Origin of the sequence: Bifidobacterium moraviense (assembly GCF_012932365.1) — a bacterium.
GTDB lineage: Bacteria > Actinomycetota > Actinomycetes > Actinomycetales > Bifidobacteriaceae > Bifidobacterium > Bifidobacterium moraviense.
Genome location: NZ_JAAIIH010000001.1, coordinates 383241 through 407626 on the forward strand (window position 1 = coordinate 383241; position 24386 = coordinate 407626).

18 protein-coding genes and 5 tRNA genes are annotated in these 24386 nt (G+C 68.9%); 6 read left to right on the top strand and 17 right to left on the bottom strand.

From position 1 onward, the window contains the following. Window positions 1-96: 96 nt before the first annotated feature. The 3 genes from G1C96_RS01735 to G1C96_RS01745 form a co-directional block, all read right to left on the bottom strand. Window positions 97-699, bottom strand: coding sequence for an HIT family protein (locus tag G1C96_RS01735; RefSeq protein ID WP_169274917.1), 603 nt, complete (start codon window positions 697-699; stop codon window positions 97-99). A 180-nt stretch (window positions 700-879) separates the two neighbouring features. Next, entirely contained in the window at window positions 880-2913 is a 2034-nt protein-coding gene (gene thrS, locus G1C96_RS01740; protein WP_169274918.1) for a threonine--tRNA ligase, read from the bottom strand. Window positions 2914-3231: 318 nt separating this feature from the next. Next, window positions 3232-4794 carry a dicarboxylate/amino acid:cation symporter gene (locus tag G1C96_RS01745; RefSeq protein ID WP_169274919.1) on the bottom strand — a complete coding sequence of 521 codons (1563 nt, stop codon included), beginning with the start codon at window positions 4792-4794 and terminating at the stop codon, window positions 3232-3234. Between the two features lie 166 nt (window positions 4795-4960). On the opposite strand from G1C96_RS01745, the gene G1C96_RS01750 reads away from it, so the two are divergent. Then, a complete protein-coding gene (locus G1C96_RS01750) occupies window positions 4961-6223 on the top strand; it encodes an MDR family MFS transporter (protein ID WP_169275220.1) in 1263 nt (420 codons plus the stop codon). A 2-nt stretch (window positions 6224-6225) separates the two neighbouring features. Here the strand turns inward: G1C96_RS01750 and G1C96_RS01755 are convergent, their stop codons facing one another. The 11 genes from G1C96_RS01755 to G1C96_RS01805 all read right to left on the bottom strand — a co-directional run bounded on the left by G1C96_RS01755 (window position 6226) and on the right by G1C96_RS01805 (window position 12855). Next, on the bottom strand, window positions 6226-7464 hold the full coding sequence (locus tag G1C96_RS01755) for a hypothetical protein (protein ID WP_169274920.1): 1239 nt from the start codon (window positions 7462-7464) through the stop codon (window positions 6226-6228). 16 nt (window positions 7465-7480) lie between these two features. After that, a complete protein-coding gene (locus tag G1C96_RS01760) occupies window positions 7481-8134 on the bottom strand; it encodes an ABC transporter ATP-binding protein (RefSeq protein ID WP_169274921.1) in 654 nt (217 codons plus the stop codon). After that, window positions 8125-9231: a peptidoglycan-binding domain-containing protein gene (locus G1C96_RS01765; RefSeq protein ID WP_169274922.1), complete on the bottom strand. Its 1107-nt coding sequence runs from the start codon at window positions 9229-9231 to the stop codon at window positions 8125-8127. The genes G1C96_RS01760 and G1C96_RS01765 overlap by 10 nt, the downstream gene beginning before the upstream one ends. Window positions 9232-9257: 26 nt before the next feature. Next, window positions 9258-10052: a hypothetical protein gene (locus G1C96_RS01770; protein WP_169274923.1), complete on the bottom strand. Its 795-nt coding sequence runs from the start codon at window positions 10050-10052 to the stop codon at window positions 9258-9260. Window positions 10053-10137: 85 nt separating this feature from the next. Further along, on the bottom strand, window positions 10138-11484 hold the full coding sequence (locus G1C96_RS01775) for a histidine kinase (protein ID WP_169274924.1): 1347 nt from the start codon (window positions 11482-11484) through the stop codon (window positions 10138-10140). Further along, entirely contained in the window at window positions 11481-12206 is a 726-nt protein-coding gene (locus G1C96_RS01780) for a response regulator transcription factor (RefSeq protein WP_169274925.1), read from the bottom strand. Before G1C96_RS01780 ends, G1C96_RS01775 begins: the two co-directional genes overlap by 4 nt. Window positions 12207-12346: 140 nt before the next feature. Next, window positions 12347-12422 (bottom strand) — tRNA-Gly (locus G1C96_RS01785). 31 nt (window positions 12423-12453) lie between these two features. Further along, window positions 12454-12526 (bottom strand) — tRNA-Val (locus G1C96_RS01790). A 44-nt stretch (window positions 12527-12570) separates the two neighbouring features. Continuing rightward, window positions 12571-12645 (bottom strand) — tRNA-Val (locus G1C96_RS01795). 37 nt (window positions 12646-12682) lie between these two features. Then, window positions 12683-12753: transfer RNA gene (locus tag G1C96_RS01800), tRNA-Cys, on the bottom strand. Between the two features lie 29 nt (window positions 12754-12782). Next, window positions 12783-12855: transfer RNA gene (locus G1C96_RS01805), tRNA-Gly, on the bottom strand. Window positions 12856-13082: 227 nt separating this feature from the next. Between G1C96_RS01805 and G1C96_RS01810 the strand changes: the two genes are divergently transcribed. Next, the gene (locus G1C96_RS01810) at window positions 13083-13925 is read left to right on the top strand and encodes a PAC2 family protein (RefSeq protein WP_169275221.1); all 843 of its coding nucleotides are present in this window, start codon (window positions 13083-13085) and stop codon (window positions 13923-13925) included. 111 nt (window positions 13926-14036) lie between these two features. Here G1C96_RS01810 and G1C96_RS01815 read toward each other — a convergent pair whose 3' ends face one another. After that, window positions 14037-14966: an undecaprenyl-diphosphate phosphatase gene (locus G1C96_RS01815; protein ID WP_169274926.1), complete on the bottom strand. Its 930-nt coding sequence runs from the start codon at window positions 14964-14966 to the stop codon at window positions 14037-14039. A gap of 153 nt (window positions 14967-15119) precedes the next feature. Here G1C96_RS01815 and G1C96_RS01820 point away from each other — a divergent pair, with 153 nt between their 5' ends. Continuing rightward, window positions 15120-15914, top strand: coding sequence for a fructosamine kinase family protein (locus tag G1C96_RS01820; protein WP_169274927.1), 795 nt, complete (start codon window positions 15120-15122; stop codon window positions 15912-15914). Between the two features lie 467 nt (window positions 15915-16381). Here G1C96_RS01820 and dnaJ read toward each other — a convergent pair whose 3' ends face one another. Both dnaJ and hrcA read right to left on the bottom strand, forming a co-directional pair. Continuing rightward, window positions 16382-17533, bottom strand: coding sequence for a molecular chaperone DnaJ (dnaJ, locus tag G1C96_RS01825; RefSeq protein ID WP_169274928.1), 1152 nt, complete (start codon window positions 17531-17533; stop codon window positions 16382-16384). 50 nt (window positions 17534-17583) lie between these two features. Beyond that, a complete protein-coding gene (hrcA, locus tag G1C96_RS01830; protein WP_169274929.1) occupies window positions 17584-18699 on the bottom strand; it encodes a heat-inducible transcriptional repressor HrcA in 1116 nt (371 codons plus the stop codon). 341 nt (window positions 18700-19040) lie between these two features. Here hrcA and tkt point away from each other — a divergent pair, with 341 nt between their 5' ends. From tkt to brnQ, 3 genes are all read left to right on the top strand, one after another. Next, a complete protein-coding gene (tkt, locus tag G1C96_RS01835) occupies window positions 19041-21146 on the top strand; it encodes a transketolase (protein WP_169274930.1) in 2106 nt (701 codons plus the stop codon). 106 nt (window positions 21147-21252) lie between these two features. Continuing rightward, complete coding sequence (gene tal, locus G1C96_RS01840) at window positions 21253-22356, top strand: transaldolase (RefSeq protein WP_169274931.1); 1104 nt, start codon at window positions 21253-21255, stop codon at window positions 22354-22356. 278 nt (window positions 22357-22634) lie between these two features. After that, window positions 22635-23984 (top strand): branched-chain amino acid transport system II carrier protein, encoded by a 1350-nt coding sequence (gene brnQ, locus G1C96_RS01845; protein WP_240945071.1) that lies wholly within the window; start codon window positions 22635-22637, stop codon window positions 23982-23984. Window positions 23985-24386 lie beyond the last annotated feature (402 nt).

Sequence of the window (24386 nt, forward strand, 5' to 3'; positions counted from 1 at the left end):
GCAGTGCCGCGGGCCGTTCCCGGAGGCGCCGCCCGACACCGGCGGCGCGCATGTCGGGTTACCGGCGGTCCGGCCTCGGCGGGTTCGCCCGCTCCGTCACGCCAGCGGCAGGGAGAGGGCCGGCGCGAGGCGCGCGAACGCCTCGGCATACGCGGCACGCTGATCGGACAACAGGATCGGCATCGTGCGGGTCTGCGCGACGATCGGCATGAAGTTCGCGTCGCCGTTCCAGCGCGGCACCACGTGCTGGTGCAGGTGCGCCGCCACGCCGGCGCCGGCCACCTCGCCCTGGTTGATGCCGATGTTGTAGCCGTCGGGGTGCGAGACGTCCTCCATGACCTTCATGGCGAGCGTGGTGGCCTTCTCGAACTCGAACAGCTCCGCGTCGTCGAGCTCGGTGACGAACCCCACATGGCGGTATGGGCAGATCATGAGGTGCCCCACGTTGTACGGGTACAGGTTCATGATCGCGAACACGTGCGTGCCTCGCCACGTGATCAGGCCGTCCTCGTCGGACTTGCGGGGTCCTGCGCAGAACGGGCACTCCTTCGCCTTGGGTCTGGTGGGGCGGTCGTCGGCGTTGCGCAGCACGTAGGTCATGCGCTGCGGCGTCCAGAGGCGCTCCACGGTGTCCTCCTGCGGCGGGAACGCGGCTGGATCGTCGATACGTACGTTCGTACCGGAATGGGTTTCGCTCATGTGACGCTCCTTGGATCCGACTGACGGTGATATGTCTGCGGACACAACACTACTCGTCTCCCCCGCCCCGGCGCCGCGCCGGCCTCATACGGGAGAAGGGCTCCCGCACGGATGCGGAAGCCCTTCCGAAATGCGCAAGACGACGTCGCCGCGTCACGCGACGGGCGCCGACGGACGGGATCAGTCGGCCAGCGCGGCCTTGAAGTCGTCCACGGAGTTGACCTGGACGCGCTTCCTGATCACCGTGAGGATGTCGGCCTTAGCCTCGTCCACCGGCACGCCGTTGAGCTGGCTGCCGTCGCGGAAGCGGAAGCTCACCGCGTTCTTGGAGGCATCCTCATCGCCGACGATCAGGATGAACGGCACCTTCGACTTGGAGGCGTTGCGGATCTTCTTGCCGAAGCGGTCGTCGGAGTAGTCGATCTCGCAGCGGACCATCTCGTCCTCCAGCGACTTGACGAAGCCGGCCAGATGGTCGGACACGTCGTCGGAGACCGGGATGCCGAGCACCTGCACCGGGGCGAGCCACGCCGGGAACGCGCCGGCGTAGTGCTCGAGCAGCACGGCGAAGAAGCGCTCGATGGAGCCGAACAGCGCGCGGTGGATCATCACCGGACGCTGGTGGGTGCCGTCGGCCGCGATGTACTCGAGCTGGAAGCGCTCGGGCAGGTTGAAGTCGAGCTGGATGGTCGAGACCTGCCAGGTGCGGCCGATCGCGTCGCGGGCCTGCACGGAGATCTTCGGGCCGTAGAACGCGGCGCCGCCCGGATCGGCCACGAGGTTCAGGCCGGACTCCTTGGCGACCTCGGCCAGCGTGTTGGTGGCCTCCTCCCAGATCTCGTCGCTTCCGACGTACTTGTGCTCGTCCTTGGTGGACAGCTCGAGGTAGAAGTCGGACAGGCCGAAGTCCTTGAGCAGCTTGAGCACGAAGGTCAGCAGGTTCTTCAGCTCGTCCTTCATCTGCTCGCGGGTGCAGTAGATGTGGGAATCGTCCTGCGTCAGGCCGCGCACGCGGGTCAGGCCGTGGACCTCGCCGGACTTCTCGTAGCGGTACACGGTGCCGAACTCGAACAGGCGCAGCGGCAGCTCCTTGTAGGAGCGCTGGCGGGCCTTGAAGATCAGGTTGTGCATCGGGCAGTTCATCGGCTTGAGGTAGTAGTCGAAGCCGGGCTTGGTGACGTTGCCGTTCTCGTCGTACTCCTCGTCGAGGTGCATGGGCGGGTACATGCCGTCCTTGTACCAGTGCAGGTGGCCGGAGGTCTCGTACAGGCCGCCCTTGGTGATGTGCGGGGTCTGCACGAAGCTGTAGTGGTGCTTGCGGTGCTGCTCGCGGGAGTAGTCCTCCATCGCGTTGATCACGGCAGCGCCCTTGGGATGGAACACCGCCAGGCCGGGGCCGATCTCGTCCGGGAAGGAGAACAGGTCCATCTCGGCGCCGAGCTTGCGGTGGTCGCGCTTGGCGGCCTCCTCAAGACGGGTCTGGTAGGCCTTGAGGTCCTCCTTGGTGGCGAACGCGGTGCCGTAGATGCGCTGCAGCATCGGGTTCTTCTCGCTGCCGCGCCAGTAGGCGGCGGCCGAGCGCTCGATCTTGAACGCCTTGATGAAGCGGGTGTTGGGCAGGTGCGGTCCGCGGCACAGGTCCTTCCACACCACGTCGCCGTTGCGGTTGACGTTGTCGTAGAAGCTGAGCTCCTTCTCGGCGATCTCGGTGGCGGCGGCCGGATCGAGATGCGCTTCCTTGTCCTTGATCAGCTCGATCTTGAACGGCTGGTCGGCCTCCTCGGCAAGGGCCTCGTCCTCGGTCACCACGCGGCGGCGGAACGACTGGGACTCCTTGACGATGCGCTGCATGCGCTTCTCGATCTCCTTGAGATCGTCCGGGGTGAACGGCTTGTCCACCTCGAAGTCGTAGTAGAAGCCGTCCTTGATGACCGGGCCGACGCCGAGCTTGGCGTTCGGGAAAATCTCCTGCACGGCCTGGGCCATGACGTGCGTGGCGGAGTGGCGCATGATCGCAAGGCCGTCCTCGCTGTCCAGCGCGATGGGCTCCACGGCGTCCCCGTCGTGCAGCGGCGTATACAGATCGCGCGGTTCGCCGTTGAGGCGCACGGCGATGATGTTCTTGTCGTCCGCGAAGAGCTCCACGCCGGTCTGGCTCGCATCCACCTCCTTCGCTTCGCCATTGAGTGTGATGGAGATGGTTGACTGTGCCATTGGTGTGTCCTTACTATCGTGGGTCCGCGTTACAAGGTGCAGGCCTGGACTGGTTTGTATCAGCACGCGCCACGATAGGACGGCGCGGAGACAACGGGCAGGCGCCGGCCGCATGCCGACGCGATCGTTCCAACCTGCAACCAGACGCATGCGCGTTGGAACGAATGCGTCGGCGCCAGCGCCTTCGGAGCCATGCGCCAGCGCGTTCGGAGCCATGACGACGGCCCGGTCGCCCCGGTCTGCGCGATGGCGTGCGCAGACCGGAACGATCGGGCCGTGGGGAAAGGATGCGCTGCCGCGAATCGGCGGCGTCCGCGCTCAGTCCTCCTTGCCGGACTTGCCGGGGTGGATGCCGCACTGGTCGTCGCCGCCGGTGCCCTCGAGCGCGGAGGCGGGCGAGAAGTTCAGCAGGTTGCCGTTGGACTGGCTGAAGATGCCCGACGCCGGAGCCGCGGCTGAGGCGGACTGCTGCGAGGCGGCCGCGGAGACCGGGGCCGCGGCGGAGGCGCCCACGGCGACCGCCTCGACCTTGCCCGCGATCTCCTCGTCGCTGGCCTCCTCGTCCACGTACTCCTTGCGGCCGTAGTAGAGGTCCTCGTCGAGCTCCTTCTCGGTGGCGGCCACGATCACGGCCGTGTTGGCGGCACCGGCCACGTTGAGCGCGGTGCGGCCCATGTCCACGATCTGCGAGATCGGCTGGCTGATGGCGATGAACGGGATCGGCAGGCCCGCGGCGGCGAACAGCGAGGTCGCGGTGATGGTGGCGGTGCCGGGCACGCCCACGGTGCCGATGGACACCAGCAGGGCGAGCACCACGAGGAACAGGAACTGGGCGGGCGTGTAGGCGATGCCCTGCGCGTTCACGGCGAACACGGCAAGCAGCACGGGCCACACGCCGGCGCAGCCGGGCATGCCGAGGTTCGCGCCCAGGCTCGCCACGAAGGAGGCCACGTCGCCGGGCACGCCGTTGGCGCGCAGGTTGCGCACGGTGACCGGGATCGTGCCGATGCTGCTCTCGGAGGTGAACGCCACCACGCCGGTGGGCCAAAACGCCTTGAAGAACGGCAGCGGGTTCACGTGCGCCGCGGCGGCGAGGATGGCCGGCTGCACGACGAAGAACTGGATGATCATCGCGATGTACGCGACCACGAGCACGGTGAGCAGCGGCAGCAGCGCGGCCACGTCGCTGTTGCTCACGGCGGCGGCGATGAGCGCGAGCACGGCGTACGGCGTGAAGCCCACGACGATCTGCGTCGCCTTGGACAGCACCACGTTGCCGGCGTCCACGAACGCCTTGAACGGGCGGACGGCGGCGGCGCCCTTGTCCGTCCTGGCGGCCTGGTTGTAGGCCACGGCCACGAGGATCGCGAAGATCACGACCGGCACCACCTGGTTGGAGTACCAGTTCTTGACGAGGTTGGTGGGGAACAGCGCCACGATGGTGTCGAGCACCTCAGGCACCTCGCGCTGCTTGTAGTCGGTGGGCATCGTGAACTGGAAGCCCTGGCCCACGCGGAACAGCAGGGCGAGGCCCAGCGTGATGAGCGCCGCCGTGAACGTGTTGAGCGTCAGGTAGAACACGGTCCTCAGACCCACGGAACGCAGCTTGAGGGACTCCCCCAGGTTCGTGATGCTGGCGATCACGCTGAACAGCAGCAGCGGCACCACGATCGCGGCGATCGCGTTCGACCACACGTCGCCGAACGCTGCCACGTAGTCGGTGTGCTCCTTGAACGCGACGCCGACCACGATGCCCAGCGCGGTGGCGATGAGCACGCGGGCGCTGAATCCGGCCTTCTTCCTCACGCTGAGATACCCCAGCCCGGCGAACAGCACCACGGTGACGGCCAGCGCCGTCCAGTTCCATGCCGTATCGGACATGTCTTCCTCTCTTTCGCATGGCGATCGGGCGGTCGCGCGCGCATCCGCGTCGGCGCCGCCCCTGATGAACGGTCCCACCGTACCGTAGAAACGGCCGCGAACTTCCGACTTCGCTATCGGCTTTTTCGATAGGGGCTTATATGGTTGCCCCGTGAACAAGCAGCGCATGATCCTCGGCCTTCCCCTGCTGTACTGGGGCCTCTGGCTCGCCATCCTGATCCTGTGGATGGGACGCTTCGTCATCTCGTTCATGTCGATGTATCTGGTGAACGACCTCGGCACCGACGCCTCGACCGCCGGGACCGTGGTCTCCATGTACGGCTTCGGCGGCATCGTCGGATGCCTGTTCGGCGGCGCGCTGTCCGACCGCTTCGGACGCGAGCCGATGATCGTGGGCGGCGAGCTCGGGTCGGCGGCGATGCTGGTGGGTCTCTCGTTCATCCACTCCCCCGAGGTCATGGGCGCCGCGCTGCTCGTCTACGGCGCGATCTCGTCCATCCCCACGCCGGCCATCGCCGCGTACATCGCGGACGTGGTGCCGGTGCGCGCCCAGAAGCGCGCCTACACGCTGCAGACATGGGCGGTGAACTTCGGTTTCGCGATCGGCCCGATCATCGCCAACCAGCTCGTGAAGGTCTCCTACGCGCTGATGTTCTACTTCGAGGCGGCCATCCTCGTGGCCGTCACCGTGATGCTCGTCGTCTTCTTCCGGCGCATGGGCGCGGAGCGCGGGGCGGCGTCCCGGCGCACGGACGCGACGGCGCGCGCCGACGGGACGGACGCGCGGGTGAGCATGGCGGCCAACTACCGCCGGGCACTCACGGACTGGCCGCTCATGTCGATGGTGCTGCTCATGTTCGGCTACACGGTCGCCTACTTCCAGATGACCAGCGGCCTGCCGATCGCCATGGCCGAGCTGGGGCTCGGCACCGACGAGTACTCGATGGTGCTCACCATCAACGGTGCGATCCTGTGCCTGCTGCAGATCCCGGCGATCGCCGTGTTCAACCGCATGAGCAACACGCGCGTGCTGGTGCTGGGCATGCTCATGACGGCCGTGGGCTACGCGTTCCAGATCGGCGCGGACTCCTGGCACGGGTTCGTCGCGGCGGCGGCGCTGTGGACGCTCGGCGAGCTGGGCACCTTCCCCATCGCCGCCACCACGGTGGCAAGCCTCGCGCCGGCGCACGCGCGCGGCACCTACCAGGGCGTCTACAACCTCGTGTGGTCGATGTCGCAGGGCATGGCGCCGCTGGTGGGCGGATGGGTGATCGCCGGGTTCGGCGCGCGGTTCCTGTGGCAGGCGTGCACGGCGATGTTCCTGCTGGTGGCGCTGGGTCTGGCATTGACCAAGGGCGCCCGCGAGCGCGCGGTGGCGCGCAATCTGCACGAGCTGGGGGAAGCTGGCGAGCCGGACGGGCGCGGCTAGTTCTAGAGGCGCCGTTGGATGTATGCCGCCATGTCGCCTCGGGCGAGCAGCGCGCAGGCCGCGGTGACGAGGGCCGAGGCCAGCAGCAGCGATGCGCCCGCCGCGGCGGGTGTCGTCCATGGTTCCGCCGGCGGCGCGTGGCGCATCCAGCGGAACGCCAGTTCGGCCCACAGCCATCCGGACAGGTGGCCGGCGCACAGCATGATCGCGCAGACCGCGGCGTGGATGAGCGCGACGGGGTTCGCCCCGGCTCCCACGCTGCGGTAGAGGGCGAATTCGTGGCGTCGGAACAGCATCGGCGCGAGCGTCAGTCCGGCGCATGCCAGTCCGGAGACGAGCCAGAAGTGCCGGGAGATGCGGGTGCGGAGGCGTTCGAGCGGCGTCGCGTCGAGCGTGGCCGCGTCGAGGAACGGGGTGACCGACGTGATGGTGCGGCCGTCGTCCAGGGCCGAGGCGACGAAGTTCCGCGCCGTCTCGGAGCCCGCGTCCGTTGCGTCGTCGGTTCCCCATGCGCCCGGCTCCATCTCCACCAGGCATTCCCCCACGGTGCCGGTGGGAGGTCCGATGGCGATGATGCTGCGGCTCTGGTCGAAGCCGCGTGCGCTCAGGTCGAGCACGTGGGCGGTGGCGACCGTCCGTTCACCTTCGCCGTCGGAGGTGCCGCGGGAGGCGTCCGTGACGAGTTCCACGCGCATGCCGTCGCCGATGCCGAGGTCCGCCGCCAGCGTTCGGTCGATGTAGAAACCTTCGTCGAAGCGCGGCGGTCCGGACGGGTCGAGCATGCCGGCCACGTCGCCCACCGCGGTGCGCATGGAGAGTTGTTCGCCCGGCGCCTTGGGGAGCGTGACCGGCACGTTGCCGCGTTCGCCGTCCACGAATCCCGCGGCGGCCCTGACTCCGTCGGCGAGGTTGAGTCCGTGGCATACGGCGGCGGGGATGAGTCCCTCGCCCCGTTCCGTGCGGGCCTGCGCGCGCATCACGTACCGTCCGGCGGTCTCGAGCCGCGTCTGCTGGTCGATGGCGTCCTGTCGCATGGCCGCGTCCGCGAGCGCGAGGCTTCCGGCCGTGAGGGCCGTGAGCGCGATGAGCAGCGCGGTGACGGCGGGTTGCGCGGCGAGCGTGCGGCGCGTCTGTTCGGGCACGGCGCGCAGGGGCCATTCGCGTGCGGTGCGGTGCGGGTGCGGTCGTGCGCGGCGCATGCGGCGTGTGGCGTCGCGCATGGCGTTCCATGGTGCGCGCATGGTGGTTCGCCTCCTTTCATGCGGGGCCGCGACGTGCATGGCCGCCGGGTTCGTCGCTGCTGACGCGGCCGTCCTCGAGCGTGACGACGCGTTCGCAGCGCGCGGCGACGTAGGGGTCGTGGGTGACGATCACGATGGTGGTGCCGCGTCGGTGCGCGGCGCGTATGGCGTCCAGGACGACGCCGGTGGTGGCGTGGTCCAGCTGTCCGGTGGGTTCGTCGGCCAGGACGAGCGGCGGTTCGGAGGCGAGCGCGCGGGCGATCTGCACGCGTTGGCGCTGTCCGCCGGACAGGAGGTTCACGTCGGTGTCGGCGAGGCCTTCGAGGCGCATGTCGCGGATCATCCGTTCGACGCGCGCCCCGCGGGACCGTTCGTCCCATCCGTCGCCCATGAGCGCGATGTCGATGTTGTGCCGCACGCTGCGGTGAGCGAGGAGCGTGGGCGTCTGGAACACCCATCGGGTCTCGTCCCGCGAGGCGGTGACGTCCGCGGTGCCGCCGGTGGGGCGCAGCAGGCCGCCGATGATCTGCAGGAGCGTGGTCTTGCCGGATCCGGACGGTCCCATGAGGGCGATCAGCTGGCCGTCGGGGATGGTCAGGTCCAGTCCGTCGAGGACGTACGGTCCGTGCGCGTCGTAGCGGAAGCGGATGTCGGAGAGCGTCACGGGCATGTGGGTCTCCCGTCCGCGGATCCGGCGTCCATGACCGCGAGCGGGTCGGCGAGCACGTAGAGGTCGTCGAGGCCTTCGCTCGGTTCGATGCGGCTGATTCCGGGAGCCCCGCCGGCCACGGTGACCGGCATGGACCGGTAGTCCGCGTCGTCCGGTCCGGTCTTGCCCCATACGCAGGTGGAGATGCCGTCGGCCCCGGTCATCACGGCGGAGGCGGGGACGGAGAGCATCGTGACGGGCGTCTCGCGGCGCAGTCCGACTGTGTATTCGCGCGTCCCGTCGGCCGTGTCCGTCGGCGTGGACGATTCGTCGGCGTCGTCCGCGGCGAGGCGGGCGACGAGGTCGGCGTTCACGTCGTCCCCGTCGCGCAGCGTGGCGATGTCCGTGCCGTGCTGGCTGAGCACCCATGCCGTGCCGTCGAAGTCCACGTCTCCCGTCGGCGTGGCGATGTCGACCGCGGCGATGCCGGCCGCGATGGAGAGCAGCGTCTGTCCCTGCACGGGCACGGGATCGTTGACCGCGGCGTGCACGGCGGCCGCGGCAAGACGTTCGGCCGGCATCCAGACGAACCACAGCGGGTCGAAGACGCCGCTCGGCTCGCCCTGCACGCCCAGTCGCCGTTCGAGCCGGCGCACGGCGGCGGCCGTCGCATCGTCGTAGGTCTCGTCCGGGGTGCCGGCGAACAGTCCCATCGCGCCGAGCGCGGTCTCGAGCATCGCGACGTCCGGTCCGGCGTCGCCGTCGGCGAGCGCGCGGTGGAACGGTTCGGCGGAGGCGACGGCGAGCCTGGAGACGCCGTCGATGGCGAGCAATGGCGTCCCGGTGACGAGTTCGTCTCCCGGAGCCGCGTCCACGCGGGTGACGACGCCGCCCTGCCATGCCGGCGCGGTGAGCGTGACGGCGTCCGCCCGTCTGACGGTGATGACTGCCGTGGCGTCGCCGTCGTCGGTGACGACGGTCGGCCGGCGCAGCACCGCGACCGGCGCGGGGGCGAGCTTTTCGGGGTCCCGGGCCTGCGCGTGGGAGAACGCGCCGACGCCGGCGAGCGGCAGCGCGATCATCATCGCGACCGCGGTCCACGACAGTGTCCTGCGCATCGTCCCGTGCATCCGCGTCATCCCGCTCATCGTCGGTCCCCGCTTCCGTTGTATTCGTCCGACCCGAAGTAGTGGGTAGGCACGCCGTTGGGGTTGTTGAAGCAGTCGACGACCCGGCGCTCCTCGCTGGATTCCGGCGGGTCGACGAACGCGTCGTCGCGCTGTTCCAGCGGTCCGTAGAACGCGTCCCGCAGCGCGTCCATGCCGCTCGTCGCGTCGCCGAACGCGTACCGGACCTGCCGCGCGCGGTCGGCGTACCGGGGCGCGTTGGCGGCGATGCAGCGGACGACCGCGTCGAATTCGGCACGGTCGTAGGATCCCCAGTCGACGGCCGCGTTCGCCATCTGCTCCACCTCGTCGAACGGGGCGCAGGCGGCCTTGCGTTCGTTCACGATCCGCTGGTTGCTGCGCTCGCGTTCCTGCCCTTCGGCGCTGTTGAACCACTCGGGGAAGTCCTCGTAGTCCTGGGCGGTCCAGTCCTTCTTGCGGAAGCGTTCGGGCAGCGGCTGGTATCCGGGGGTCTCCGGGTCGAGGCCGTAGCTCATCTTGCCCCAGTAGTAGATGTCGAGGTCGATGCTCCAGTCGCCGTAGAAGCCCTGTTCCTCCATGCACTGCGCGTAGGAGGCGAACGCCTGTTCGGTCTCCGCGCGGGTGACGCGGCCGTCGGCCATGATCGCGTCGGCGGCGTCGCGCCAGCGGTCTCCGGACGACGCCGGGGCCTCCTCGAAGCGTTCCCGGGCCTCGGGTGCGGACCCGCAGGCGCCGAGGACGAGGATCAGCGCCGCCGTGGCGGCGGCGAACGGAATGCGGAATCTGCGCATGACGATCACCTCGCTGTGCCGTATGTGGGGGACGTTCCCCTGATTCCAGCGTATGGCCGTCCCGACGTCGTCCGGGACGCACCCGTCATCCGACGGACGACGGGGCGGACGACGCGGATGGCGTCGCGGCTGCAGGGATGAACGCGGAGAACAGCCATTCGCCGTCGTCCTCGCGCCAGTCGCAGGTGCCGCCGAGGCGTCGGATCGCGCGCGCGTGGCGGACCAGCCCGGTCCCGGATTCGGGCAGTCCGGCGCCGGCGTTCCCGCGCGCACGCGGCGCGTTGGCCTCGGCGATCGTGACGCCCTCGCCGTCCGCCGCGACGCGCAGGAAGTAGACGTCGTCGCCCGTGGCGCAGTGCCGCATCAGGTTCGCGTACAGTTCCTCGACGAGCGCGTGCGCCGCCTCGAGGCGTTCCGGGGACACGGCGCCGTCCGACCGGTCGATCACCACCGTGCGTCCGTGGATGCCCAGCGCGTCGAGCTTCGGCTCCTGCGCGCGCATGATGCCCTCGAACGAGCGCTCGGCGCCGGGGACGCCCGCGTTCCCGGCGTCGTCCGACTCGAGCAGACCGATCACGCGGCGCACGCCGCGCAGCGCGTCGTTCGCGTTGCGTTCCACGCTCAGCCACGTCTCGTGCGCCGCGGCGCGTCCGTCCCCCTCGTCTCCCCGATCGTCGTCCGTCTCGAGGCGGGAAAGCTCGCGCTGGGCCAGCAGCGCGATGTATGAGAGGTTCCCCGTGAGCGAGTCGTGGATGCTGCGCGCGATGGCGTCGCTGCGGCGCTTGCGCGTCAGCTCCTGTTCGGCCCGCACGCGGCTGGCCTGCGCGTCGGCCATGGCCCCGGCCTGCAGACGCCAGCCGACGGATACGCCCACGTAGCAGGCGACGGCGGCGCACAGGCCGAGCGTCGCGCACGCATCGACGAAACCGGAGGGGGAACGCATGCCGCCGGCGCGCCATGCGGCCACGGCGGCCAGCGCCGCAAGCCAGACGCCGGTCGCGATCACGCCGCGCCGCGGCCGTACGCGGGCGAGCGCGCCCGTCGCCGCGGCGACTCCGACGACCATCCACGGCAGCGTGTCCGCGCCGGTCGCGAGTCCCACCCATGCCAGGCAGACGGCCATCGTGCCGTAGGCCGCGTACTCGGGCGCCAGCGCGAACCCCGCGGCCAGCAGCAGTCCGAACGCCGCGGCGAGGGACGTCAGGTACGGCTCGTAGTGAAAATGGTAGGCGCGCAGCGGGTCGGCGAGGATCCGCCACAGCTCCCACAGCGCGCCGGCCGCGCCGAGGGCCGCGTGCCATCGGTTGGCGTATGCGGTGCGGACGATCCATGTCGTCGCGCGGCGCGTCAGGCGGCGGAGCGTTCCTTCGCCGGAGGGGCGTCCGCCGGCGGCGTGCGGCGGCGTGCCGCGGGTGATGGCGTCGTGCGTCATGAGAGCAGTCCTTCCGTCCACAGGGCCATGAGCTCGCGCCGGTTCGTCACGCCGAGCTTGCGGTAGGCCCGCTGCGCCAGGGTCTTCACGGTCGATTCGCCGCATCCCAGCCGGACGGCGATGTCGGAGAACGGGGCGAGCGTCTCGCAGGTGAGGCGCACCACGTCGAGTTCGCGTCGGCTCAGCGCGGCGATGGCGCGCTGGGCGCGGCTGGCCGAGACCTGCCGGTGGGCGACGGCCGCGGTGGAGAACGTCACGGCGGCGTGGTCTCCCCCGTCCCGCGAGGGCCGGTACGGCCACACCGTCCCGGAGGCCACGGCGGCGACGGCCGCGGCGATGACGGCGGGATCGTCCTTGTTCACGATGCCCTGGGCTCCGGCCTCGGCCGCCCTGCGCGCGTGGACGTCGAGGTTGTACGAGGTGATCGCCAGCACCGGGACGGACGCCGTGCGCGCCCGGATGAGACGGCACAGCGTGATGCCGGACATGTCGGGCATCATCACGTCCGTGAGCAGCACGTCCGGCGCGTCGGCGTCCTCGGCGCACAGACCCAGGGCCGTGACGGCGGACCGTTCGGCCCACAGCGTCCGGTAGCCGAGCATCGACCCGATCACGTCGCGCAGCGCCGACAGCGTGAACGGGTCGTTGTCCACGATGCCCACGGTGCGGATGCCTCCGGCGTGGATGTCCCCGGTGCGCGCCGATGCCGATTGGATGCCCATGCGTCCCATGGTATGGCGGATTCCCCGGCCGCGCGTACGGGATCGTCGTCCGTCGGATGACGGACCTGCATGGATGGGGGAGTCTGAACGGACGAACGCCGCCGGATACGAAAAATCCCACCTCGGAGGCGGGATTCGCGTGGAGCGGACAACGGGACTCGAACCCGCGGTCTCAACCTTGGCAAGGTTGCGCTTTACCAACTAAGCTATGTCCGCAGAGGCGCCCGCCGTGAGAAGCGGGAACCAGTGGGCGATGTAGGAATCGAACCTACGACCCCTTCGGTGTGAACGAAGTGCGCTAGCCGCTGCGCCAATCGCCCGAAATGATTCGGATGTTCAGTTATGGGCCGGAATGCTCCGGTCGTGGTGGGCGATACAAGATTCGAACTTGTGACCCCTTCCGTGTCAGGGAAGTGCGCTACCTCTGCGCCAACCGCCCGGGTCTGGGGAACGCGGGAGATGATCCGCGCAACGAGAGGTGGGTACGAGAGTCGAACTCGTCTATACGGCTTTGCAGGCCGCTGCCTAACCGCTTGGCTAACCCACCGTAAGGTCTGTCAACTCCACCGGACCTAGAGCGGACAACGGGACTCGAACCCGCGGTCTCAACCTTGGCAAGGTTGCGCTTTACCAACTAAGCTATGTCCGCAGTGTCGCCGGCAAGGTGTCTTGCCGAAGCACGAGTAACTACTATAGCGACGTCTCGGGAGTTTGCCAAATCCGCGTGTCGCGCCCGTGTCGCCCCGGCGTCGGCGGGCGGCGAGGCGGCTCCCCCGAACGGCGCTCACGCTTACGGCTGATTGGGTTCGGCGGCTCCCACGGTGCCGTTATTCTGGGAGCGTGAGTGAAGAAGCAACCCCGAATCCCCGTCGCGTGATGGTCAGCGCCTTCGCCGGATGGAACGACGCCTGCCAGGCGGCCACCAACGTGATCCGTCACCTCATCGACGTCTACGACGCCCGAGAGGTGGGCAAGATCTGCTGCGCCGGGTTCTACGACTACCAGACCTCCCGTCCCATGCTGTGCAGCACCAACGGCAGGCGGCACATCGTGTGGCCCGAGACCACCCTGTACGAGGTGGCCATCGACGAGACGCACCGGATCATCGTGGAGATGGGTCCGGAACCGAACTACCGATGGCTCGAGTTCTGCCACCGCAGCCTGCACATCGCCGAGGAGTGCGACGTGGACGAGGTGATCACGCTGGGCTCGATGTTCGCCGACTGCCCGCACACGCGCCCGCTGCCCCTCGACGTGACCGAGGACGGCTACGAGACGGCGTCCACGGACGGCGACGACGAGTACACCGGCCCCATCGGCATCCCCACGGTGCTCGACCAGGTGGCGCACGACCACGGATTCGACGCCGCGTCGCTGTGGGTGTCGATCCCCCAATACCTCGGCAGCGACGACTGCGCGCAGGCCACGCTGCGCCTGCTGCACGAGCTTTCCTCGAGGCTGGGCGTGGAGCTCAGGGAGGGCGACCTGCCGCGCAAGGCGGCGCAGTGGACCGCCCAGGCGAATCTGCTGGTGCGCTGCAACGACGATCTGGCCGACTACGTGCGGCATCTGGAGATCGAGGTGGACACGCGCCGCAAGGCGCAGGACGCGGAGCGCATGTCGCAGGTCACCGCGAACGACATCGCGCAGGAGGCCGAGGCGTTCCTGCGCGACATCGACGGCGGCGACGGTGCGGCCATGGGAGCGGACCCGTCCTGACGCCGGCGGCATGCGCGGGCAGACGAAAGGGGCGGGCGCATTCCCTCATGATCGGGAATGCGCCCGCCCCTTTCGTCTCGCAGGGCCGCGGCCGGCAGCCGCGGCCCCGGGTCAGGCCCCCGCGGCGGCCTGCGCGGCCTCCACCGGGGACAGGACGCCGGAGACGAGCAGCACGGCCACCACCACGGCCAGTCCGATGCGGTAGACCGCGAACGCCTTGTAGGAGAACGTGGAGACGAACTTGAGGAAGCCGATGATCACGATGTAGCCCACCACGAAGGAGACCACGGTCGCGGCGATCGTGGGACCCCAGCCGGGGAACATGCCGGCGCCCACGCACGCCTCGGACAGCGGGTCCGGGTTGGCGGAGCAGGCGCTCACGTCCTTGACGGCGGAGACGGACTCGAGCATGCCGGCGCCCAGCACGGCGGGAATGGCCATGAGGAACGCCACGCGCACCGCGGCCTCGCGCGTGTAGCCCATGGCGCGGCCGAACGTGATGGTGCCGCCGGAGCGGGAGACGCCTGGAATAAGGGCCAGCATCTGCCCCACGCCGAAGAGGACCGCGTCCCGGATGGTCATGCGGTCCATGGTCTTGACCTGCCTGGAGCGCGCGTCGAAGTACCACAGCAGCACGCCGAACAGGGCGAGGACGGTGACGGTGATCCACAGGTTGCGCAGCGTGGTCTCGATCGCGCTCTTGAACAGCACGCCGACGATGACGATCGGCAGCGTGCCGATGATGATGTACCAGCCCATCTGCGTGTCGCGGTTGTGCGCGCCGAGACGGGACTTCCAGTCCTTGCCCTCGCGGCCGAACAGCGAGCCGAACCACGCGCCGAGGATGCGCGCGATGTCGCGGCGGAAGTACAGCAGCACGGCCAGCTCGGTGCCGATCTGGATGATCGCGGTGAACGCGGCCCCCGGATCGGAGCCGATCATGAGATCGCCGATGATGCGGATGTGGGCGCTCGACGACACCGGAAGGTATTCGGTCAGCGCCTGTACGAGTCCAAGGAACAACGCCTGAAGGAAATTCATGGCCCCTACTTCTAGCATGTGGTGACTTATCCGCGTCCAAGACTAGCGCCCTCGGCGAACGGACGCGGCACGTACCGGGACGGAACGCCGCGGGAGGGCGCGGCGGCCATACAATCGGGAGCTGACGTTCGAAACCCGATGAAAGGAAGTCGCATGGCAACGTACCGCAAGCAGCGCGCGTTCGCGCCCGCAGGATTCTTCGAATGCGAGGGCCGCGGCCTGCAGTGGCTCGGCGAGGCGCAGGCGCAGGGCGGCCCGCGCGTGGTGAACGTGTACGGCTGGGGAGACGGCTATCTGGACATCGAGCGCGTGGAGGCCTGCTCCCCCACGCCGCACGCCGCGTACCGGTTCGGCGCGGCGCTGGCGCGCATGCACGACGCGGGCGCCGCGCACTTCGGCTCCGCGCCGGCCGGCTACGACGGCACCTGCTACTTCGGTCCCCTGCAGGATCCGGTGCCGATGGACGTCGGCGCGTGGGACGATCCGGTCACGTACTACGCCGAGGGCCGACTGATCCCCATGGTCGAGATGGGCATCCGCCGCCGCACGCTCGACCGCGACGACCTGGAGCTCACCCGACGGGTGATCGACGCGATGCCCGAGATCCTCGGCAAGGCGGCGGACGACAGACCCGCCCGCGTGCACGGCGACCTGTGGAGCGGCAACGTGATGTGGACGCGCGACGCCGACGGCGGGACCGAGGCCGTGCTCATCGACCCGGCGGCGCACGGCGGACACCGCGAGGAGGATCTGGCGATGCTCCACCTGTTCGGCATGTCGTACCTGAGCAACATCTACGAGGGCTACGAGTCGGTGCATCCGCTGAGGAAGGGCTTCGCGGACCGCCTCACCCTCTGGCAGCTCTACCCCATCGCCGGCCACTGCGTGTTCTTCGGCGGCGGCTACGTGAGCGAATACCGCGAGATGTGCCGCTCGCTGCTGGACTGAGCCGGACCGGAACCACCGAGCCGGACATACTGTGCTGTCCTATCGCATAACAGTGCCCTAGGTGTATTGCCTCATCGCATAACACCTAGGGCGTTTGCGTATGCGAACCGCGGAATCGGGCGGATTCGCGCGTCCGGAGGCTTCCGATTCCCCTCCGCGCGGCATCGGGATCGAGCGGAGACGACCGCCCGCGTCACCTGCGACTCCGCGGATTTGGCGGATCTGACCATGCGTCCGACGTGCGCGGTCGCGGATTTGGCGGAAGTGACCCCGGGGGCGCTGCAGAACGGTCCTCTGGGGTCACTTCCGCCAAATCCGCGATGCGTCATGCGAATCGGATGGTCAGATCCGCCCAATCTGCGACCCGGATTCGACCGATCGCGAAGTCCGATATCACATCTCCGGCGCGGCATCCGGTCTGCTGCCCCGCCCGTGCGCGACAGGCCGCCGTGCACGCGGATGCAAGCTCAGCTCAGGGCGTCCTTGAGCTTCGAGAAGAAACCGCCCTTGCGGCCGCCGGCCGTACGCGGCTTGGAGCTCTGCGCCACGTGCCCGGCGGAGGCGTCGTGCAGCTGGCCGAACTGGGTCATGAGGTCGCGCTCGCGGTCGTTGAGCTTGGTGGGGATGTGGACGGCGATGTGCGCCACGAGGTCGCCGCGCTCCTGCGTCCTGAGCCTGGTGACGCCGAGGCCCTTGAGCGCCACGGTGTCCTCGGGCTGGCATCCGGCGGGGATGGTGATCTTCTGCGGGCCGTCGAAGGTGTCGATCGTCAGCTCGTGGCCCAGCACGGCCCAGCTCATCGGCACCTGGATCCAGCAGTGCAGGTCGTCGCCGTCGCGCGTGTACTGCTTGTCCGCCTTGATGCGCACGTCGATGTAGAGGTCGCCGGCCGCGCCGCCGCCCTCGCCCACCTCGCCCTGGGAGGCGAGGCGCAGACGCGAGTCGTCGCTGATGCCGGCGGGCACGTTCACGCCCACGGATCGCTTGGTGCGCACGCGTCCGTGGCCCATGCAGCTCGCGCACGGCTTCTCGATGATCGTGCCGTGGCCCTCGCAGCGCTCGCACGGGGCGGACGTCATCATCTGGCCGAGCATGGTGCGCACGACCTTCTGACGGAAGCCCTGCCCGTGGCAGTCGGGGCAGGTGACGGGCTGCGCGCCGGACTGGGAGCCGGAGCCGCCGCATTCCTGGCACAGCGCGAACGTGGTGATGTCGGTGTGCGCCACGCCGCCGAACACCGCCGTCTTCAGATCGATGGTGACGCTGGCCAGCGCGTCGCGGCCCGGCTGGGTGCGCGGGATCGGCCCCTGGGAACCGCCGCCGAAGCCGCCGCCGAAGAACTGTCCGAAGATGTCGCCCATGTCCCCCATGCCGAACGGCGAACCGCCGAACCCGGCCGACGCCTGCGGGTTGTTCGGATCGACGCCCTGATCGTACATCTGGCGCTTCTGCGGGTCCGAGAGCACCTCGTAGGCGGCGTTGACCTCCTTGAACTTGTCCTCGAACTGGGGGCCGGCGATGTCGGGATGATACTTGCGGCTCATCTTGCGATAGGCCTTCTTGATCTCCTCTTCGCCGGCCGTGCGCTCCACGCCCAGCACCTCGTAATAGTCTGCCACTGGTTCTCTTTCTGTTCGTTGTGTCGCTGACATTGTGCCATGGACGGCCGTCAGTCGCCGGCGTCCCCGTCCGTCTCGCCGCCGCCCTCCTCGCGGTTCACGAAGCCGGTGAGGTAGCGGGCCACGGCGCGCACGGCGGCCATGGTGGCCGCGTAGTCCATGTGCGTGGGCCCGATGGACCCCACGAAGGCGATCGGCTCGGCGCGCCGCGCGCCGCCGTCGGCGTCGTCCGCATCGGCCGTCTGCGCGGTGCTCTGCCCATAGCCGCTGGTGACCACCGACGCGTGCAGCAGTCCGGGCGTGTGGGTCTCGGAGCCGATGGCCACGCCCACGCCGTGCGGCTGCGACACCTCGCTCAGGGAGCTCATGAGCTTCATGAGCACGACCTGCTCCTCGAGCGCGTCGAACAGCGGCGCCAGATCGGCCAGTCCGGCCGAGGACTGCTGCGCGAGCTTGGAGGCGCCGGCCATGTACATCGTGCCGGAGCGCTCCTCGTCGGCCATGTCGTCCATCACCTTGGCCAGCGAACGGGCGAGGGGACGGACGGACGCGAACGCCGGGGAATCGGCGATGTCGCGCACGCGCTCGCCCGCGGCGGCAAGCGACGTGCCCTGGCATTCCTCGTTGATCCGGGCGTTGAGCGTGGCGACGCCGTCCTCGGCGGGGGACGCCGGGAGACTGACCGTGCGCTGCGCGACGCGGCCGGTGTCCGTGATGACCACGGCGAGGTGCAGACCCGGGGCGAGCGGGACGATCTCGAGCCGGCGCAGCGCCGAACGGGCCAGGGACGGCGAGGCGACGACGGCCACCTGCCCGGTGATCCTGGCGAGCAGCCGGGCGGCGCGCTGCAGCGTGTCGTCGAGGCTCACGGATCCGGACAGGAACGTGTCGATGCCGCGTCGCTGCGCGGCGGACAGCGGCACGACCGTGGCGAGCTTGTCCACGAACGTGCGGTAGCCCTTCTCGGTGGGGATGCGCCCCGCCGAGGTGTGCGGCTGGATGAGGTACCCCTCGTCCTCGAGCGCCGCCATGTCGTTGCGCACGGTGGCTGAGCTGACGCCGAGATCATGCTCGCGGGTGATGGACGACGAGCCGACGGGCTCCTGCGAGCGGATGTAGTCCTCCACCACGGCGCGCAGCACGAGCATGCGTCGATTGTTGGCCATGCGCGCCTCCTTACGATGCGTCCGCGGGGCGCCGCGCCGCGGGATGCCCGCGCGCCGCTTCGCCGTACTGAATTGCGATACTGACCATTGTATTAGCACTCAAAGGTTCCGACTGCTAATCGACGCGGTGCGCTTTCGTTACCGGCTGAGTGGAAATCGAACCGGTTCGTTCGACTGTTAGCGTTCACGTTGTCTACTTCTCACAGAAACGCACAAAACACTCCAAAACAGCGCGCCGGTGTCGTATCTGGCGTTTAGCATGAAAGGGCAATGTGAAGGCAAATCATGGCATGCGCCCGCGCGTGCCGTGTGGCCCGAATTATTGGAAGGAAATAGCAACTATGACCGAATTCAAGGAGACCGAACTGGACGAGCGCGCCATCAAGATGGCCAAGGTCCTGTCGGCCGACGCGGTTGAGAACGCCGGCTCCGGCCACCCCGGCTCCCCGGTGTCCCTGGCGCCCATCGCCTACACGCTCTACCAGCACTTCATCAAGCACGATCCGAACGATCCCAACTGGGAGGGTCGCGATCGCTTCATCCTTTCCGGCGGCCACGCCTCCCTCACCCAGTACGTCCAGCTGTACTTCTCCGGCTACGGCCTGACGCTGGACGATCTCAAGCACTTCCGCGGCGGCGCCGACACCCGCACCCCGGGCCACCCGGAGTACGGCCTGACCCCCGGCATCGAGATGACCACCGGCCCGCTGGGCCAGGGCTTCGCCTCCGCCATCGGCTTCGCGTACGGCGAGCGCTTCCAGCGCGGCCTGCTCGACCCCGAGACCCCGAAGGAAGAGTCCCCGTTCTACCACAAGATCTGGGCCATCTGCGGCGAAGGCGACATCGAGGAGGGCATCTCCGGCGAGGCCGCCGCCCTGGCCGCCAACCAGAAGCTCGGCAACCTCACCGTGATCTTCGACGCCAACCGCATCCAGATCGAGGGCGACACCAACCTGGTGCTGGCCGAGGACGTGCTCAAGCGCTTCCAGGCCTACGGCTGGTACACCGACGAGTTCAGCTTCATCCAGCCCGACGGCTCCTACAAGGAGGACGTCGAGGGCCTGGCCGACGTGATCGCCAAGGCCGAGGCCGCCGCCCCGGACCAGCCGAAGCTCATCAAGGTCCACACCCTCATCGCGTGGCCGACCCCGGGCAAGACCAACGACCCGTCCTCCCACGGCTCCAAGCTGGGCGCCGAGGCCGTCGCCGGCCTCAAGAAGGTCCTCGGCTACGATCCGGAGGAGTCCTTCCACGTCGACGAGGAGGCCCTCGCCCACGCCCGCAAGGTCGCCGACCGCGGTCTCGAGGCCCACAAGGCCTGGGACGAGAAGTTCGACGCCTGGCGCAAGGCCAACCCGGACAAGGCCGCCCTGTACGACCGTCTGAAGGCCGGCGAGCTGCCGGAGGGCTTCGACAAGGCCATCGACGACCTCGAGGCCACCTTCGAGGTGGGCAAGGGCGTCGCCACCCGCGGCGCCTCCGGCTCCGTCCTCAACGCCATCGCGGCCGTCATGCCCGAGCTGTGGGGCGGCTCCGCCGACCTCGGCGGCTCCAACAAGACCGACCTCAAGGGCGCGGCCACCTTCGCCCCGGCCGAGTGCGCCACCAAGCAGTGGCCGGTGTGCAGCGAGTTCGGCCGTCAGCTGCACTTCGGCGTGCGCGAGTTCACCATGGGCTGCATCACCAACGGCATCCTGCTGGGCTCCCACACCCGTCCGTTCGGCGGCACGTTCTTCATGTTCTCCGACTACGAGCGCTCCGCCGTCCGTCTGGCCGCCCTCATGGAGATCCCGAACCTGTACATCTGGTCCCACGACTCCGTCGCCGTCGGCGAGGACGGCCCGACCCACCAGCCGATCGAGCACCTCGCCTCCTTCCGCGCCATGCCGCAGCTCGAGGTCGTCCGTCCGGCCGACGCCTTCGAGACCGCCGAGGCCTACCGCTACTTCTTCGAGAAGAAGAACACGCTGCCGGCCGCCATGGTCCTGTCCCGCCAGGGCGTCCCGGTGCTCGCCGAGACCGCCGAGAAGGCCAAGGACGGCGTCAAGCGCGGCGCCTACGTCCTCGTGGACACCGAAGGCACCCCGGACGTGATCATCATGGCCACCGGCTCCGAGGTCCAGCTGGCCGTCTCCGCCGCCAAGACCCTGGCCGGCGAGGGCGTCAAGGCCCGCGTGGTCTCCGTCCCGTCGCTCGAGTGGTTCGAGGAGCAGGACGCCGACTACAAGGAGTCCGTGCTGCCGGCCGGCGTCAAGGCCCGCGTCTCCGTGGAGGCCGGCGTGGCGATGCCGTGGTACAAGTACCTCGGCTCCTACGGCAAGCCCGTCTCCATCGAGCAGTTCGGTCTGCAGGGCTCCGGCTCGCAGAACCTCATCGACCTCGGCATCACCGCCGAGCACGTGGTGGACGCCGCCAAGGCCTCCATCGCCGAGGTTCAGGCCGCCTGAACCGAACCGCGCGGCGCCTCCGCGCCGCCACCGGGGAGGGGCCCGGCCATGGGTCCCTCCCCTCACGAAGATTTGATCCAATTAAGGTATCAAGGAGAAAAAACACATGACTGAAGCAACTCAGCGCACCTCCGACAACGGCGTGTCCATCTGGCTGGACGACCTGTCCCGCTCCCGCATCGAGTCCGGCTCCCTGCAGGACCTCATCGCCAACAAGAACGTCGTGGGCGTCACCACCAACCCGTCCATCTTCCAGAAGGCCCTGAGCCAGGTCGGCCCGTACGACGCCCAGCTCAAGGAGCTCGGCAAGGTCGACGTCGAGACCGCCGTGCGCGAGCTCACCACCACCGACGTGCGCAACGCCACCGACATCTTCCGCGAGATCGCCGAGGCGACCGACTTCGTCGACGGCCGCGTCTCCATCGAGGTCGACCCGCGTCTCGCCCACGAGACCGAGGCCACCGAGAAGCAGGCCGAGGAGCTGTGGGCCAAGGTCAACCGCCCGAACGCGATGATCAAGATCCCGGCCACCCTCGAGGGCCTGCCGGCCATCACCGCCACCCTGGCCAAGGGCATCTCCGTCAACGTCACCCTGATCTTCTCGCTCGAGCGCTACGAGCAGGTCATCGACGCCTACATCGAGGGCATCGCCCAGGCCGCCGCCAACGGCCACGACCTCAAGCACATCGGCTCCGTCGCCTCCTTCTTCGTCTCCCGCGTGGACACCGCGGTCGACAAGCTGCTCGAGGCCAACGGCTCCGACGAGGCCAAGGCTCTCGAGGGCAAGGCCGCCGTGGCCAACGCCCGTCTGGCCTACGAGCTGTTCGAGAAGAAGTTCGCCGAGGATCCGCGCTGGGCCGAGCTGGCCGCCAAGGGCGCCAAGGTCCAGCGTCCGCTGTGGGCCTCCACCGGCACCAAGAACCCGGCCTACTCCGACTGCAAGTACGTTGACGAGCTCGTCGCGAAGCACATCGTCAACACCATGCCGGAGAAGACCCTGAACGCCCTGGCCGACCACGGCAACGGCGCCCCGTCCATCGAGGGCACCTACGAGGAGTCCCACGCCATCATTAACAAGCTGGCCGAGCTGGGCATCAACCTCAAGGACGTCACCGACAAGCTCGAGGCCGACGGCGTGGCCGCCTTCATCAAGTCCTGGGATTCCGTGCTGGCGGACGTCCAGGCCGGCATCGACCGCGTCAACGGCTGAGCGCTCCCGCTCCGTTCGCGACGCAGCCGCATAGGCTGAACTAGCCGAAAGGGTCCCACCCCTCCTTGGAGAGACGGGGCCCTTTCGCATGTCCGTCCCGCATGCCGGCTCGTTTCCGTTCGCATCACGGGCACGCCGCCGCCGGAGCCGCCTCCCGTCGCCGCCGGCGGATAGCTTGGCGACGAACGGAACCGAGCAACCAGGGAGTACAGGAAATGCGACAGCCATCGCCATCGTCGAACGCCATCGACGCCTCGTCCGCCGCACGGACGCCGCGGATGCGCGGACTGTCGCCCCGGCAGCGCATCGTGATGACGTTCACGTTCTTCTCCATGTTCTTCGGCGCCGGCAACCTCATCTTCCCGCCGTTCGTGGGCGCGCAGGCGGGAGCGGCCGCGGTGCCGGCGACCGTGGGATTCATCGTCTCCGCCGTGGGCCTGCCGATCCTCGGCGTGCTGGCGGTGTCGTTCGCCGGCGGCTTCGACAATCTCGCCCGCCGGGTCTCCCCCGGATTCGCCACCGTGCTCGCCGTGGCGATCATCCTCACCATCGGCCCGTGCTTCGCCATTCCGCGCACCGCCACCACGTCGTTCGAGATGATGGTCGCCCCGTTCGCGGGCGCGGACGGACGCTGGGCGGCCCAGCTGATCTATTCGGTCGCGTTCTTCGCGCTCTCGTTCCTGTTCGCGCAGAGGCCCGAGAAGCTCTCGCACGTGCTCGGCCGGTTCATGGGACCGCTATTGCTCGCGCTCATCGCGGTGATCTTCGCCGCGTGCCTCGTTCACGGCGTCGGCACGCCCGCGGTGCCGGGCGGCGACTACGCGTCCGGGCAGCTGACGCGCGGATTCCTCGACGGCTACCAGACCATGGACCTGCTGGCCGCGCTGTACTTCGGCATCGTGATCAGCGCCAACATCCGGGCGAACGGCGTCGGCGACGAGCCGCAGGTGCGCCGCGAGACCGCGTACGCAGGCCTCGGCACGGGCGCGCTGCTCGTCCTCATCTACGGTGCGCTGAGCTACGTGGGCGTGGTCTCCGGCGCGATCGTCGCCATCGACCCCGCGCACGACACCGGCGCCACGGTGCTCACCAACCTCACGTCGTCCGTCTTCGGGACCGCGGGCACCGCGTTCCTCGGCGCCGTGTTCGTGATCGCGTGCCTCAACGTGTGCACCGGCCTCATCTGCACCTGCGCGTCCTACTTCCACGAGCGCTTCCGCACCGTCGCCGGTCACGGCGTGAGCTACCGCGCATGGCAGGTGGTCTTCACGCTGTTCAGCCTCGTGGTGTCCAACGCCGGACTGTCCGCGATCATCAGGGTGTCCGTGCCGGTGCTCTCCGCGCTGTACCCGATGGCCATCGTGCTGGTGGCGCTGGCGCTCACCCATCGCTGGTTCGCCGCCAGGTTCGGCCGCGTGTACTTCTGGACCGTGCTGTTGGTGGGCGTGACGGCGCTGATGGGATGTGTCAGCGATCTGGTCGTCGTGTTCGGCGGATCGCTGCCGTGGCTCGCCGCCGCGCTGGATCTGCTGCCGCTGCAGTCCTATTCGCTGGGTTGGGTCGTCCCTGCCGTGGTCGGCATGCTCGTCGGCGTGGTCGATTCGGCGAGGCGCCACGGACGCGGCTGATCCGACGGAGCCGGTCTCCGGCGGCGGCGTTCCGCATCGCATTCTCCGCCGTCTGCGTCTGCCATGGATACGGCGGGAACGCCGAAACCTGCGGCCGCTTGCGCGACGAGCCGCCCATGGCGTCGCCGTCGATACACCCCATGCACACTTCATCCGACGCCGTCACACGACCGGACGGCACGGCAGGTAAACGTCCGTAAAATGGATGCCGAAAAGTAAACGACAGCAAACGGGAGAATTGAACTGCCCGGAAGGTTCATGGATGAGTGCCGCGGAGATCAGTTCAATACGGAAATCGTTATCTGAACCGGCCACCGCCGTCCCATTGCTCGTTCCCCCGACGGCGATCAGCGGTTCGAACGAACGGGTGCGATCTACGTACGGTCCGCCGCCGGCGAAGGT

What these genes read in the sequence shown, in the direction of transcription:
- G1C96_RS01735 (WP_169274917.1), bottom strand. Translation starts at nt 699, where the DNA reads ATGAGCGAAACCCATTCCGGTACGAACGTACGTATCGACGATCCAGCC.
- thrS (WP_169274918.1), bottom strand. Translation starts at nt 2,913, where the DNA reads ATGGCACAGTCAACCATCTCCATCACACTCAATGGCGAAGCGAAGGAG.
- G1C96_RS01745 (WP_169274919.1), bottom strand. Translation starts at nt 4,794, where the DNA reads ATGTCCGATACGGCATGGAACTGGACGGCGCTGGCCGTCACCGTGGTG.
- G1C96_RS01750 (WP_169275220.1), top strand. Translation starts at nt 4,961, where the DNA reads ATGATCCTCGGCCTTCCCCTGCTGTACTGGGGCCTCTGGCTCGCCATC.
- G1C96_RS01755 (WP_169274920.1), bottom strand. Translation starts at nt 7,464, where the DNA reads ATGCGCGCACCATGGAACGCCATGCGCGACGCCACACGCCGCATGCGC.
- G1C96_RS01760 (WP_169274921.1), bottom strand. Translation starts at nt 8,134, where the DNA reads ATGCCCGTGACGCTCTCCGACATCCGCTTCCGCTACGACGCGCACGGA.
- G1C96_RS01765 (WP_169274922.1), bottom strand. Translation starts at nt 9,231, where the DNA reads ATGCGCAGGACACTGTCGTGGACCGCGGTCGCGATGATGATCGCGCTG.
- G1C96_RS01770 (WP_169274923.1), bottom strand. Translation starts at nt 10,052, where the DNA reads ATGCGCAGATTCCGCATTCCGTTCGCCGCCGCCACGGCGGCGCTGATC.
- G1C96_RS01775 (WP_169274924.1), bottom strand. Translation starts at nt 11,484, where the DNA reads ATGACGCACGACGCCATCACCCGCGGCACGCCGCCGCACGCCGCCGGC.
- G1C96_RS01780 (WP_169274925.1), bottom strand. Translation starts at nt 12,206, where the DNA reads ATGGGCATCCAATCGGCATCGGCGCGCACCGGGGACATCCACGCCGGA.
- G1C96_RS01810 (WP_169275221.1), top strand. Translation starts at nt 13,083, where the DNA reads ATGGTCAGCGCCTTCGCCGGATGGAACGACGCCTGCCAGGCGGCCACC.
- G1C96_RS01815 (WP_169274926.1), bottom strand. Translation starts at nt 14,966, where the DNA reads ATGAATTTCCTTCAGGCGTTGTTCCTTGGACTCGTACAGGCGCTGACC.
- G1C96_RS01820 (WP_169274927.1), top strand. Translation starts at nt 15,120, where the DNA reads ATGGCAACGTACCGCAAGCAGCGCGCGTTCGCGCCCGCAGGATTCTTC.
- hrcA (WP_169274929.1), bottom strand. Translation starts at nt 18,699, where the DNA reads ATGGCCAACAATCGACGCATGCTCGTGCTGCGCGCCGTGGTGGAGGAC.
- tkt (WP_169274930.1), top strand. Translation starts at nt 19,041, where the DNA reads ATGACCGAATTCAAGGAGACCGAACTGGACGAGCGCGCCATCAAGATG.
- tal (WP_169274931.1), top strand. Translation starts at nt 21,253, where the DNA reads ATGACTGAAGCAACTCAGCGCACCTCCGACAACGGCGTGTCCATCTGG.
- brnQ (WP_240945071.1), top strand. Translation starts at nt 22,635, where the DNA reads ATGCGCGGACTGTCGCCCCGGCAGCGCATCGTGATGACGTTCACGTTC.